This window comes from Lysinibacillus mangiferihumi (genome assembly GCF_003049665.1).
Taxonomy (GTDB): Bacteria; Bacillota; Bacilli; order Bacillales_A; family Planococcaceae; genus Lysinibacillus; species Lysinibacillus mangiferihumi.
In genome coordinates this window covers 61,593-75,161 of sequence record NZ_PYWM01000019.1, presented here as the reverse complement: position 1 = coordinate 75,161, position 13,569 = coordinate 61,593, and the positions used below count along the sequence as shown (strand labels likewise).

Sequence of the window (13,569 nt, the reverse complement as noted above, 5' to 3'; positions counted from 1 at the left end):
GGTGTGAACGTCGAATTACAAAAACAAACTACTTTCCAACAGCTACATCGCATTTTATTGTATCAATTACAAACAGCGATACTATTCTAAGTGTGAACCCATTTTATTATGTTGTAATTCTTTTGCAATTTCATTTTCTGTCGGAACAAAAAACATCGGCAACAGTATAATTGTAAAAAGAATTGGCCCAATAATAAACAACAAATCAATGCCAGGACTAAAGTAAAGGCCAAATGCTGTTAGCAGTCCAGACATCACTAAATATATAATTTGCACAATAACAATAAATAAAGGAATGATTTGGTACATATAATTTAGTTTTCTAAATTGATGCATTTCTTCAGGGTGTTGGATGATTCGTTTTTTTAAACTTCTCGATAAAATCAAGCATGCAAAAATTTGAACAATAATAAAGCTAAAATACATAACACTGCGTAACAACATTTGACGCTTAGCGATTGCCCCATCAAAATGGGCAACTCGTTGTTGCAACAATTCGTTAACAGCCCCATTGTAGACATATTCACTTTCACTCAAAAAAGTCAGTGGCTGAACAAATCCAAGTGTTGCCCACTCTTTTGCGTTTACTTGCCAATTCATTAATTTACTCGCCATAATACGTAATTGAATCGCTTCATCTTCACGAAACATCCCTACTAAAGTGCGATATGGAATAGATATCTTCAAATGACCATCTTGTTTTTCTTGAAATAAATCCTCGATAAAAAATGTATACGCTACATTCGAATGATTCGTTTCAACATGACCACCTTGCACTTTCCAATGGCTAGCTAAGGAAGCTTCGATATCATTTTTCATTTCATAATAAGGTGTATCATTATGTAACTGTTTCGGGATTTTATAGACAAAATGATTATCACTTCCAATGATACAAATATCTACTTCTATTGCATCTTTATTTAAAGTTTGAGCAAATGTCGTTTTTGGGTACGCCAACATGGCGACTAGGAAAATTAGGATTAGTGACAGCACACTCCATTTCACACATGCTCCCCCTTTCCGTCACTTAAGCTAGATTCACATTATCACAACTTATACCGAAAACACTATTTCGTTATTCCGAAAAAATGTTAGTGGTTTTCCGAAACACTTTATTTCGGTATTCCAAAAAAATTAAAAATTATGGATAATATAGTAGATACTTCATGATGAAACGGAGCGCTATACTATGATTATGAAAATTAAAGAGCGTCTTTTATGAGCAAATTAACTTTTAGTATTTTTTTAACATATCTACTTCTTGGCATTTATGTACTTGGTGTTGCCATTCGTGGTCCGTATATTAGTATTTTAGTCGATACGTCTAGTACACTACCTGTTATTATTCATCCTTATTACTCAGAATGGGCTCAACAAAAAAAGATTGAACAAGGTGATATTATCCTGTCAATCGATCAAAAGCCCGCTAAAGGTTTTGGCTCTTCCCAAGCAGATAATTATATTACAACCGCTAAAGAGCTAACACTTTTAAAACCAGATGGTACTGTTCAAACAGTCCAAATTAAACATCGGGATTTACCTGAAGAGTTATATTTACAAATTGTTTTTCCAATGTTTTATTTCATCCTTTGTTTAAGCGTTGCCATCTATTTATGGCAGCGAAATAACCATACTTTAATTACGAAATTACTAATGCTATTTTTATTAACCTGCTCTTTAGCTTATACAAGTGTAGGGGCTTCAAGTAGAGGAAATATCATTGGTATGATTATAAACGGTATCTGTTTAGTTTTATGCTTAGTACTTATCATTCATTTTTTACAACAATATTACCGTTTTTTACACATAAAATGGAAGTATATAGATGTAAAGTGGCTCTATTTTCTTCCATTTGTTATTCTATGTTGTTTTTTCATTGAAATGCTAATTCCACAATTTAGTGTTATTACCCCTATTGTAACGGTCAGTCTATTTGCAGTACTGGTACTTTATGCAATCTATATATTATTAACGAGCTATTTACAAACCCGATTAGCTAAAATACGCTTAATCGCTATTTCTTGTATCGTCCCATTTTTGCCATTTCTATTGTTGTTTGTTGTACCCGAAATTTTAGGGTATAACGCGATAATACGACCTGAAATTAGTGTTTTATTTATTTTGTTTATACCTTTTTCCTTTATTTTTATTCAAGTGAACGAACGCTTATTTGATATTGAATACCAATTATCTCGTTTTCGCTATTATTCATCACTCGCTTTTTTCAGTTCATTCATTTTGTCGTCTTTATTAGCTATACTGTTTTTGGACCATCTTTCAATTGAAATGATGATTGTTTTCTTTATCATTATTTTTATTGGTTTTATTGCAAGCTTTTATGTAAAGGAGCAACTTGACTTTAAACATCGAAAAATTATATTTTCATCATCTGGTGATTATGTCCATAATTTATATGCAGCAGTTAAACGTATTAGTAAAGCTAAAAGCCAACAGGAATTACTTACAAGTCTCAAATATGAAATTACTGAAAAACTCGGGACAACTGCATTTACGCTTGAAACAATCGTGGAAGATGTCCCATTTTCTCGCGGTGAAATTCAAGTAGAGAGCCAACTGACACAACTTTTGATCCATGATACAGTAGATGAAAAGATTCTTTTACGAATTAGACACACTTTGCATAAAGAAGAACTTCTATGGTTGGAGTTACTAGCTTTATACGTCTCTATGTTTATCGATAGTTTAAAACTAATTGAAGATTTAGTACGAGATATTCAGCATATGAAAGACACCCATAACACCCAACTTCCTTGGCTTGATAAATTATTATGGAATATTATTGAGAAAGAAAAGAGTATTTTAGCACAGGAATTACATGACACTATTTTACAGGAGCAATTACATTTAGCGAGAGAATTAGATGTTATCGCTAGCTCTCCTATTATTGAGGAAAAAAAAGTATTAGATATTCGGGAACAACTGTTAAATGCCTCGAAAGATTTACGGGAGTATTGCGAAAATCTGAGCCCTCCTTTACTTGATACTTTCGGTTTAGAAATGGCATTAAAAAAACTGGTACAAAAAGTGAAAATACGTGCAAACTTTCTATTAAATACACAAATTGATCGGGTTCAGTTCCAAGATCCAACTTTACATTTAGTTGTCTATCGCCTAGTTCAAGAACTGCTAAATAATGCTATTAAACATGCCGATGCATCTAAAGTTTCACTTAAACTACTTGCTATAAACCACGGTTTTGTTCTCCAATACGATGATAATGGTATCGGCTGTAATATTGAAGATTTAATGCAATCCTCCGCTTCTATGGGCATTAACGGCATTCGAGAACGTGTTCGAGCCTTTAACGGAGATATGACCATTACCTCCAAACCAAATGATGGCATGCATATTTATATTCAAATTCAAGAGGAATGTGAGGAACCATACAAATGATTGAAATATTGATAATAGATGATCACCCAGTCGTTTTAGACGGAACAAAAACATTATTACAAGATCTAGAAAATGTCCATATTGAAACAGAACAAGAAAGCGCCAATGTACTGGCTAGAATGGAATCACACCCCTTTCAGCTCTATTTAATTGATATTAATATGAAACCGTTAAACGGCATTCAACTGGCTGAAATGATTAAGAAACAACAGCCTGAAGCGCTAATTATTCTTTATACAGGCTACGAATTATCCGATTATTACGAGCTTCTTGTAGAAAAAAAAGTAGATGGACTTTTATCGAAGCTCGCTACAAAAGAACAGGTAATTCAAACAATCCAAGCCACTTTGCGGGGGGAAATTTTATTATCAGTAGATTTTTTAGACTTTGTCCAACAGCACTCGAATCGTTCCAATGCTAAGCAGGAAGTATTACTAAGTCATAAAGAACAGGAAATTTTGCAGCTGGTCGCTCAAGGATGTACCAATAAAGCCATCGCCTCTGCAATTGGCGTTACCCAGCGTACAGTGGAAAATTATTTATCAAAACTTTTTGTCAGATTACATGTGGAATCACGTGCTGAAGCTGTGATTGTTGCCAAAGAAAAAGCATGGATCGACTAATTGATTGGTGACAGTCACTCAGATTTTTCCAATAACTTCTACATGTCATTTATAAAGTTATATCAAAAGTCAAATAAACGGTAATATAAAACGATTTTTAGTGTTTTTTTAGTATATCAAGCACTTTATACCTTTGTTTTTTAGCATTTTTTATTATCATTATAGTTAAAAACGATATTATGTAATTTTTTCTTACTAAAAAACGGCATTTGCTGGATAAATGTATGAATCTGTTATATAATGAAAGTAATAATTAAATTGCTTCATCGTAAACAATGAAACCACGTATTCAATAGTAACGTGTTCTAGCGAGCTTCTGATTATGGTATTATTTTATACTGATTGAAGGAATATGATTGTTGAATTTATTTTTGGAGGTTTTTTAAATGACTCAAGGTACAGTAAAATGGTTTAACGCAGAAAAAGGTTTTGGCTTCATCGAAGTAGAAGGTGGAAACGATGTATTCGTACACTTCTCTGCTATCCAATCTGAAGGTTTCAAAACACTTGAAGAAGGACAAAAAGTAGAATTCGGCGTTGAAGAAGGTAACCGTGGCCCTCAAGCTACAAACGTTGTAAAACTTTAATTCTCGTTCAAGAATTAACAGTTCAAAGTCCAAGAGACATCCTTTACGGATGTCTCTTTTCATTTCCTTATTTTTTATGCGTAAGAATGCAGACCAGCAATGACTAAATTAACGAAAACTTGATTAAAGACAATGATGCCAAAACCTACAATAGATAGCCATGCTGTTTTCTCTCCTTCCCATCCCTTTGACAGACGAAGATGCAGAAAAGCCGCATAAAATAAAAAAGTAATGAGCGCCCAGACTTCTTTTGGGTCCCACCCCCAATATCTTCCCCATGCAATTTGTGCCCAAATCATAGCAAATAATAAACCGCCTAAGGCAAACAATGGGAAGCCAATCACTACCGCCCGATATGAAATTTCATCCATTAAAGCGGGTTGTACACGTCTTGTTAATGGTTTTAATAGCACGATGAGTGGCTTTCTAAAGAACAGTCGGATGGCACCATACAAGATGGTCCCTACAATAAATGCCCATACGATGGAATTTAACTTTTTGGCATCAATTGATGGCGTAATCTTCAACCAGCCGATTGTCTCTCCACTTTCTGAGACCGCACCTTTATTAACAATAAGTGGTGTCATCGTATAGACTGCCTTTTCCTTCACACCTTGCGCATTTTCAAATTGAATGTGTACTTCTTCCGTCGTTACACTAAATACCGTCGCTGTAGCACTAAATCCAATTACCACAATCAAACAGTACATAACGAACTCTAACGCAACAGTACTAATCGTCCTTTTATGAACATCCAAAGATTTCAGTAAATAGATAATACCTGTTGCAAATGATATCGATAAAATAGCACTTGAAAACGCTACTGTCATAACATGAATTGTTAACCAGTTACTTTGTAACGAAGGTACAAGAGGTCTCACCTCATTTGTAAAAACACTTCCATAGCCCAAAATAATTAGGACTACTGGAATTACAAATAACCCTACGACAATTTGTTTATATAAGTAATGAATAATGAGGAAGCTAGCTGTTAGCATAATGCCAAAAAACATCATAAACTCATACATATTACTAACAGGTGCATGCTCGACTGCAATCCATCTTAAAATAAAATACACTAATTGCAAGATGAAAGCAGAATATGTAAGTATAAGACCTAGTCTCCTAAACGAACGCCCTGCAGATTTTACTGCTAATCCTAACGGTAAAATCGCAATTAACAGCAAGATAAAAGCAAAAAATAACGAATACCCACTTAAGCTTATTAAATTTTCAGTACTCAACACAATGACCTCCAACATCCTTTTTTTGTAGAAGCTGTAAATTGCCTCTCCATAATAGAACGTCACGTCAAACATTAAGTGCCCATTTTTTAAGCGCATCCTTACTAATTAATAGCTAATGTTACAAAATTATGACAGAGATAAAGGGAGCGAATTTTGCTAGTACCCCGCCTAACGCTCGTAAAGAACTGATAATACGAAGATTTCTATTTTAATGTAAAGTAAATAATTTCTGGATCACCTTCATCTAAGTTTTCTATATAGCCACTTCTTTTAAATCCTGCAGCGTTAAATACGTTTTGCATCTTTGTATTGGAACGATTCGTGGAAGAGAAAATTTTGGCAGTGGGTGCTCTTTCAATAAAATCTGCTAATAGTGCTGTAGCAACACCTCTTCTACGTTCAGACGGTTTGACTATAACTAGTGAAATAAAACTACAATCAAAGAAATCCGTTGTAAAAATTAAAAATCCTGCAATACAACTTTGTATCTTGTATATCATGCATCGTCTTTCTAATATTGCATGCTTAATGCGATCACTTCTTGAATAGTCGCCTATTACTTCCTTATCCAATGCACAGAGATGAGTGAAGTGTTCCATACTTGCTTCTATTATGTGCATCCGCATTCTCCCTCATTTCAATGATCACTTTGTAAATAATAGCTCATCACTTTCAACTCGCCTTTGATGCCAACTGCACATATGCCTTCATCCACAAAGCCACATTTTTTATATAGCGCCTGAGCTGCTGTATTCGAAAAATTAACACCTAACACTAATTCATTAATTGTCGGAAAATGGAGTCGTACAAATGTAGGCAATAATTGTAATGCTTCTTTGGCATACCCTTTTCCTTGTTCATGCATATCTGTTGAAAATCCACGAATTAAAATTGCTTGGTTATTTTCAGAATAAGGTTTTACTCCTTCATTTTCGTGAAGAACAAAAAAAGTGACAAGCTTCTCACCTTTCTTCGCTAAAATGGCATGCCGATTGACATCTGTTTCAGAGAGTTTAAGACTCGCCATTGGTGACAGTGTATAGAGAAGTTGCTCCTGTGATAACATATATTGTTCAATTAATGAATAATAATCTGATGGATCATAAAACTTTAACCGCATTATCCCCCTTCTTCCAACTAGTACATTATTTATCATTAAATTCTAACATATTTTAGAAATCACGAGCAGAGCCCAACCATCATTTGACAGGGCTCGATTGCATTTTATTTTTTCATGTAATTACTTAAAATTCCAAACTATGCTATTATTATACTATTCAAATTAAAGGAGCTGTGAATATGATTGTAATCAATGCAGTAGATACGTTGTTTGAAAAAAACTAATTTTCAAAGGGATAGTACACAAACTGCACCCTTAGATAAGGGAGATTTTATATGGAACAATATTTTAAAGATTTTCTAAATGGACAATCAATTATATTAAAACAAATGGCATCCTCTGATTTAGAAGAGTATATAAAAATAGAGAATGAAAAGCCTACTTTATTACTTGCTAATGACGAGATACCATTCCCACATACAGTTGAAGACCATTCTTCATTCTTTCGAAGTATTAGTGAAAAAAAAGAAGAATTTTTCTTCGGCATTTTTGAAAAGACGACGCAACAGCTTATTGGATCATGTGGTGTATTTTCTATCAATTGGACAAACAGCACTTGCTTAGTAGGCATATCATTAAGTGAAAAATGGCAAGGGAAAGGATTAGGAACAGATGCAATGCAAACACTTATCACCTTCATATTCGATTACATTGCAATCAACAAAATTAAACTACAAGTGTTCAGCTTTAATGTAGGAGCCATTCGCTCTTATGAAAAATGTGGCTTTACAAAAGAAGGGATACTACGGAATGAAATTTTCCGCTTTGGCAAATTTCACGATATTCTCTTATTTGGCCTATTACGTGAAGAATGGCCCCCAAGTAGCTAAAAAAGCGCACACATTCAATGAATGTGTGCGTTACTCATTTGCTATTTATCGTATTTTGAGCATTTCGATTCCCAAGACCATCACATTATGAACATTTGTTTATAAACTGTTCAGTTCAATATTTTAAAAAAGAAAAATCCCTAATAATTAAACAGCAAATAATAGGATTTGATAAATTGCGACAATATATGAATGAATGTAACTATTAGCAATTTCTTTTCTAGGTAGGAAGAATAATTCATCTAGTAAAAAAGACATGCATCGTACGCGTTAAGTTCTTAACGATTTCTTAAAGAAAAAGTCGTTATACTCGCTAATTATGTAACTTAAAAGCTGAAAATATGGAGAAATGAATATAGTCTATCCTTTATTATTATGATCCATATATAGACTTATATGTGACTAAATTACGAATTTCATTTCCTATACACAATGTGACAATTTTTTTGTTTTAACTGATATACAATGAAAAAGCTGAATCGAAGCCATGAGAATTTTAAATCAAGAATATGTAGAAAAAATTAGGAGGAGAAAAAGTTGGTAAATTTATTGTTTAAACAATTCTTGAAGTTTGAAATCGAGATTAAAAGGAGAATTATGTATAAAAAGGCAAAAGATTTAGGATTTACACACCCCGCTGTAGTTGATTATAGCCAAGAGCTAGATGTGTTGCTAAACAGATATTTTAAACAAGCTTCCTAATAAGGAGGGGGCGTTATCAATACATTTTATAAAAAACGCGCATTTTGGATAAAACCAGTCAAAAAGAATATTTTCTTGGCTGGTTTTTCATTCAATTTCTTCACTAGTTAAAAAGCTATGTCGCCTTTTCCCTGAATTCTGTATGTTATTGTCATGAAACGTATATATAACAAGAAATTGGGAAATCTACCTATAACGCTTAATTATAGGAGGCCAAATTGTGCAAGTACTTCTTTTAACCATGGTCGTTTTTTCTAATCTATTTTCACACTCACAGCCTATACCAAAAGAGTCGACAGTTACTATTTGTGAACCAATCACAACAACAAACACTACGCTAAAATACCCTAGTAATCACTTTCAAACTTTTCTTGTAGAAGACGAATTTTATAAGCAATTAGATAAATCACTCTATGAAGAGTATCATGGTGCAACATTCAGCATGCGTGAAAAAATATTATTTAAAGACGTGCCAGAAACTCGTAAATTTTTTAATACGAAAACAAATACTGTCAGTCAAGAAATGGATCTCTCTAATCACACAATGATTCATCCAAACAGACAAGTGTATTTCTTGGCTTCCTATCGCCAACATGCACAAGAAGAATTTTATAAATATGCAGTGATTGATGCAGAAACAAAAAATTTACTTATAGGGGATAGTACCTACTCACCAATAATAAAATCTACCACTACTCAATAATAATAAATGAATTAATCTTCTATCTACACTATATAATATGCATGAAAAAACATATCTAGAAGTAACGATTATACTTTTGTATCTATCTATACGAAAATTCTTACTTTAATACATGTGCATACTAAATCATTTTATGAAAAATAATAAAAGCCTGATTGAACTATCTCATCAGGCTTCTATTTTATTGCATTTAATTATTGGGCAACGCTTTTTCGCTAATTTCGAGCTTAATTTCTTCAATAAATTGCTGTAACGGTTTTTCATTCAACACTTGTTGACCATAGTTCCGCACTGTTACACTTTGATTGTTGCATTCATGATCGCCCAATACGAGAATATACGGTATTTTTTTCAATTGAGCTTCTCTGATTTTTTTCCCTAACTTTTCTTGTCGGTTATCTTCACTCACCCGTATATGTTCTTTTTCTAGTGCTTGTACTACTTGCTGAACATATTCTTGGTGAATCTTAGCCACTCCTATCACCATAACTTGTTGTGGTGCTAACCATGTCGGAAAGACTCCACCAAAATGTTCAATTAAAATACCTAAAAAGCGGTCAATCGAACCGAAAACAGCACGATGAATTACGACAGGTCTTACTTTTTCGTTTTGTTCGTTTAAATATGTTAAATCGAATTTCTCAGGCAGTTGGAAATCCAGTTGAATCGTTGCACATTGATGACTTCGTTTAATAGCATCCTTTATTTTATATGAATGTCAATTTTAGGCCGTAAAACGCTCCGTCTCCTTCATTTATTTTATAAGAATAACCCGCATTTTTCAGGACATTTTCCAATGCCGATTCCGCTTCATCCCAAAGCTGAATATGCCCCATAAAATCAGCAGGACGCGTCGACAATTCAATTTCGTATTGGAAGCCAAATACTTGATACATATGATCGATGATTCGCAACGCTAAATTGATTTCATCTTCTATTTGCTGTGGTGTGGCAAAAATATGGGCATCATCTTGGCAAAAAGTTCGAACTCGTAGCAGTCCATTTAATGCTCCGCTAAACTCATGTCGATGCACTTGTCCAAATTCCGCCATACGAATCGGTAAATCTCTGTATGAGTGTCTTGCATTTTTAAATATCAGCATATGTCCTGGACAGTTCATAGGTTTCAATGCAAAGCTTTGGGCATCTACTTGTGTAAAGTACATATTGTCTTTATAGTGGTCCCAATGTCCTGATTGTTCCCATAAACGCTGGTTCAGCATAAATGGTGTACGAACCTCTTGATAATCATATTTTGTTTGTAAATTTCGTAAAAAAGATTCTAATTCATTTCGAAGTATTTGGCCATTAGCTAGGTAAAATGGCATACCTGGAGCTTCTTCTGAAAACATAAATAATTCGAGTTCTTTTCCTAATGTACGATGATTACGTTTATCTGCTTCTTGTAAAAAGATAAAATAATCATTTAATTCTTCTTTTGTAGCAAATGCAACACCATAAATCCGCTGAAGCATTTGGTTTTGGCTATCGCCGCGCCAGTATGCCCCTGATACATGCATTAATTGAAAGTGCTGTAATTTACCTGTTGAGGATACATGCGGGCCACGACATAAATCATAAAAATCACCTTGCTCATAAAGCGTTATTAAGTCATCTTCTGGAATATCAGTTAGTAATGCTAATTTCAGTTTATCATGTTGAAACAACCGGATTGCCTCTTCACGTGTTAGTTCTTTTCGTTGTATTTGAATGTTTTCTTGCACAATACGATTCATCATTTTTTCTATTTTTTGTAAATCTTTTGGCACAAGAGAATGTGATAATTCAATATCATAATAAAAACCGTTTTCGATTACTGGTCCTACGCCAAATTGTGTTTCTGGATATAAGCGTTTAATCGCTTGTGCTAATAAATGAGCTGTGGAATGACGAATAACCTCAATTCCTTCGTGTGTGCTAGCATCAAATAGTTTGATTTGGGCATCTGCCAAAATAGGGCGCGTCAAATCAGTGATGGTTCCGTTGACACTTCCTACAATTGCTTTTTTGCGCAGCGCTGGACTAATCGCCTGTGCAATGTCGGTTAGTGTAACACCTTTTGTAAATACTTGTTGCTTTCCATCTGGAAACTGAATGCTGATAACTTGATTTGACATGATCTTTTCTCCTTTACTGAAAAATTAAAAAAACACATATCCGTCCCAAAAATAGGGACGAGTATGTGTAATTTACCCGTGGTTCCACCCAAATTCCCACTAGATGCACTAGCGGCTCATTGTCTTTGCAGTAACGTTGCAAATAACGGTGCAAGTTTCCTAGCACTGCTCAAAGGTAGTAAGAATTGACGCTGCATTAGGAAGTTTTCAGCCTAGGCTCCCCTCTCTGTAAATCGTTCATCAAAACTCTCGTCCTTATCATAGCTGTTTTCATGGTTTCATGAAATTGGTATTCACTATATCGGACATCTCAAAAGTTGTCAATAATTGAAAAAAATTCTTTCCATTCTCGAAATCCCTAAAATATGGGCGTACCAACATGTAAAACGCATACATTTTTTTGAAAAAATTTTTATCGTCTTGTCTTTACGCATTTTGTTAAACAAAAAAGCTACTCATAAGTTTTAATCCTTACGAATAGCTTTTCTAATTTAAATATGGTTCACTATTACTTCATTATGCCAACTGATAGAATCTGATAATTGATAGGATACTAAGTTAGCTGTTACGACTAACATCACACCTGCTCTTGATAGCATGGTCTGTGTCGGTTTTTCTAACACTAAAACGACGTAACCCTCACCGCTCCCTTGGTCATCTATCGCATTTGTCGCATCTATTTCAAAAGTAGTGTACTTATCTTCTGTCAAAGTAGGGATACGTTCTTCTTGATAGCTCCCATGTTCTTTCAAATTGTAGCTAACAGGCATCCAGCCTTCTGACCAATCAATACTGCCAATAATTTCTTTACTTCTGCTAGCTAGTTTGCCAATCGAAAATGTAAAGTAGATTCTCATTATTGCTTGATCTAATTCATTTTTCCCTTCACAGATTGCTTCAACTTGTAGCCTTATATCACCTTTGGACTGTTTCCGAACAATTATGAAGATGGACACTAAAATACTAATAACAGCCATGATGCCAACAATGACTAAACCCATTAGACCCCTCCTATCATTCCAGTAACTATTACGATTAGATTACCACAATTTAGGAATAACAGGTTTTTTTCATCAAACAATCTTATGAAAAGACAAGCGCCTAATAGATATGACAAAATTTGAGAAAAAAACAATTGGATGAACCCATTGATAGATGACGATTTCGATATGTCACCGTTTCTTTGTTAGGCATTTGATTGAAGCTCTGCCGTTAATGTAAATGGTATGTTTAAATATTTGTATTGAATCGTAATCTTTTGAATTGCTGTCGCATGTACTTGTAATGCGTAATGTTGCGGTTGTTTACCAATTGCCTGACGATCTATGTATTGACTAGGAAAAATACGCACTTGTGTTAGTTTATGAAATGTCATATTAGCATTGTTATCAATTTTTGTGCCAACTTCAAACGGTTCTGATTTACTGATGACTAGCTTGGCATTGTCTGGCAACTTTTCATCGACAAGTATCGATTGTAGTTGTAGCTCTCTTAGCCCTTTATTCTCAATTTCTATTAATCGAATAGACGGATTACCATCAGCGCTTGTATAACCATTGACAACAAGTGGTGGATTGCTTTTCAAATAGATGATAAAAGCCGCTCCCACTACTAACACACTAAAAAATAGGGTAAATAATATTTTTTTCATTAGATTCCTCACTTTCAACCTTCACCATTAGTATAAACGACAAATAAGGCAGCGGAACAGAATTTTTACTAATACATGCGTGAACTATAAAAAACATCTGTCTTATATGGAGACAGATGTTTTTTGCAACCGTATTTCATCGCGAATGGGAATACCGTCATGGCCGATAAAAGGAATCTCCGGTTTCAATGCTCTTGCTTTCTCTACCGCATTTGGTAGAACTTCTACGAGGGAATAGCCTCGTTTTTGATAAAATTTTAGTGCATGTAAATTATCATTCGTAGTGATGAGTGAAACAACAGTACAGTGATGCTGACGTGCTTGTTCTTCCACGGCTTTTACAAGGCATGAACCGATTCCTTTCCCTTCTTCCATACTATCAAGTGAAATAATTTCACATTCAGCTCCACAAATTTCACAGGTTATTAGACCTACTATTGTTTGATTGTCATTTACAAATATAAAACCTTCTAATGTACTACAATCATAGATACCACTGGAAATAACCATTTCCGTACTTCCCCAATGTGTTTGAAAAAACGCTTGAACATCCTTTTTGAAACTTGTGAACGATG

General features: G+C 34.2%; 12 protein-coding genes and 2 pseudogenes. 6 read left to right on the top strand and 8 right to left on the bottom strand.

Features of this window, described 5'->3' with window-relative positions:
- Nucleotides 1-81: 81 nt before the first annotated feature.
- Nucleotides 82-1,005 (bottom strand): hypothetical protein, encoded by a 924-nt coding sequence (locus C9J37_RS17240; RefSeq protein WP_107896333.1) that lies wholly within the window; start codon nucleotides 1,003-1,005, stop codon nucleotides 82-84.
- A 213-nt stretch (nucleotides 1,006-1,218) separates the two neighbouring features.
- Between C9J37_RS17240 and C9J37_RS17235 the strand changes: the two genes are divergently transcribed.
- From C9J37_RS17235 to C9J37_RS17225, 3 genes are all read left to right on the top strand, one after another.
- Entirely contained in the window at nucleotides 1,219-3,414 is a 2,196-nt protein-coding gene (locus C9J37_RS17235; protein ID WP_107896332.1) for a sensor histidine kinase, read from the top strand.
- The gene (locus C9J37_RS17230; RefSeq protein ID WP_107896331.1) at nucleotides 3,411-4,037 is read left to right on the top strand and encodes a response regulator transcription factor; all 627 of its coding nucleotides are present in this window, start codon (nucleotides 3,411-3,413) and stop codon (nucleotides 4,035-4,037) included. Before C9J37_RS17235 ends, C9J37_RS17230 begins: the two co-directional genes overlap by 4 nt.
- Nucleotides 4,038-4,423: 386 nt before the next feature.
- Nucleotides 4,424-4,624 carry a cold-shock protein gene (locus tag C9J37_RS17225; RefSeq protein WP_010859201.1) on the top strand — a complete coding sequence of 67 codons (201 nt, stop codon included), beginning with the start codon at nucleotides 4,424-4,426 and terminating at the stop codon, nucleotides 4,622-4,624.
- A 74-nt stretch (nucleotides 4,625-4,698) separates the two neighbouring features.
- On the opposite strand, the gene ccsB is transcribed toward C9J37_RS17225, so the two are convergent.
- From ccsB to C9J37_RS17210, 3 genes are all read right to left on the bottom strand, one after another.
- Nucleotides 4,699-5,868 (bottom strand): c-type cytochrome biogenesis protein CcsB, encoded by a 1,170-nt coding sequence (gene ccsB, locus C9J37_RS17220; RefSeq protein WP_107896330.1) that lies wholly within the window; start codon nucleotides 5,866-5,868, stop codon nucleotides 4,699-4,701.
- A gap of 206 nt (nucleotides 5,869-6,074) precedes the next feature.
- Nucleotides 6,075-6,497, bottom strand: a complete 423-nt coding sequence (locus C9J37_RS17215; protein WP_107896329.1) for a GNAT family N-acetyltransferase — start codon at nucleotides 6,495-6,497, stop codon at nucleotides 6,075-6,077.
- Between the two features lie 11 nt (nucleotides 6,498-6,508).
- On the bottom strand, nucleotides 6,509-6,991 hold the full coding sequence (locus C9J37_RS17210) for a GNAT family N-acetyltransferase (RefSeq protein WP_107896328.1): 483 nt from the start codon (nucleotides 6,989-6,991) through the stop codon (nucleotides 6,509-6,511).
- Nucleotides 6,992-7,266: 275 nt separating this feature from the next.
- Between C9J37_RS17210 and C9J37_RS17205 the strand changes: the two genes are divergently transcribed.
- The 3 genes from C9J37_RS17205 (at nucleotide 7,267) to C9J37_RS17195 (ending at nucleotide 9,226) form a co-directional block, all read left to right on the top strand.
- The gene (locus tag C9J37_RS17205) at nucleotides 7,267-7,821 is read left to right on the top strand and encodes a GNAT family N-acetyltransferase (RefSeq protein WP_107896327.1); all 555 of its coding nucleotides are present in this window, start codon (nucleotides 7,267-7,269) and stop codon (nucleotides 7,819-7,821) included.
- A gap of 537 nt (nucleotides 7,822-8,358) precedes the next feature.
- Entirely contained in the window at nucleotides 8,359-8,523 is a 165-nt protein-coding gene (locus C9J37_RS17200) for an aspartyl-phosphate phosphatase Spo0E family protein (RefSeq protein WP_024364089.1), read from the top strand.
- A 220-nt stretch (nucleotides 8,524-8,743) separates the two neighbouring features.
- A complete protein-coding gene (locus tag C9J37_RS17195; RefSeq protein WP_235617156.1) occupies nucleotides 8,744-9,226 on the top strand; it encodes a hypothetical protein in 483 nt (160 codons plus the stop codon).
- Nucleotides 9,227-9,416: 190 nt separating this feature from the next.
- Here the strand turns inward: C9J37_RS17195 and thrS are convergent.
- From thrS to C9J37_RS17175, 4 genes and pseudogenes are all read right to left on the bottom strand, one after another.
- A pseudogene (thrS, locus tag C9J37_RS17190) lies at nucleotides 9,417-11,343 on the bottom strand (threonine--tRNA ligase).
- 491 nt (nucleotides 11,344-11,834) lie between these two features.
- Complete coding sequence (locus C9J37_RS17185; protein WP_107896326.1) at nucleotides 11,835-12,344, bottom strand: hypothetical protein; 510 nt, start codon at nucleotides 12,342-12,344, stop codon at nucleotides 11,835-11,837.
- 185 nt (nucleotides 12,345-12,529) lie between these two features.
- The gene (locus C9J37_RS17180; protein WP_107896325.1) at nucleotides 12,530-12,994 is read right to left on the bottom strand and encodes a hypothetical protein; all 465 of its coding nucleotides are present in this window, start codon (nucleotides 12,992-12,994) and stop codon (nucleotides 12,530-12,532) included.
- A gap of 102 nt (nucleotides 12,995-13,096) precedes the next feature.
- Nucleotides 13,097-13,552: pseudogene (locus tag C9J37_RS17175) on the bottom strand (GNAT family N-acetyltransferase); the annotation flags it as partial.
- Nucleotides 13,553-13,569 lie beyond the last annotated feature (17 nt).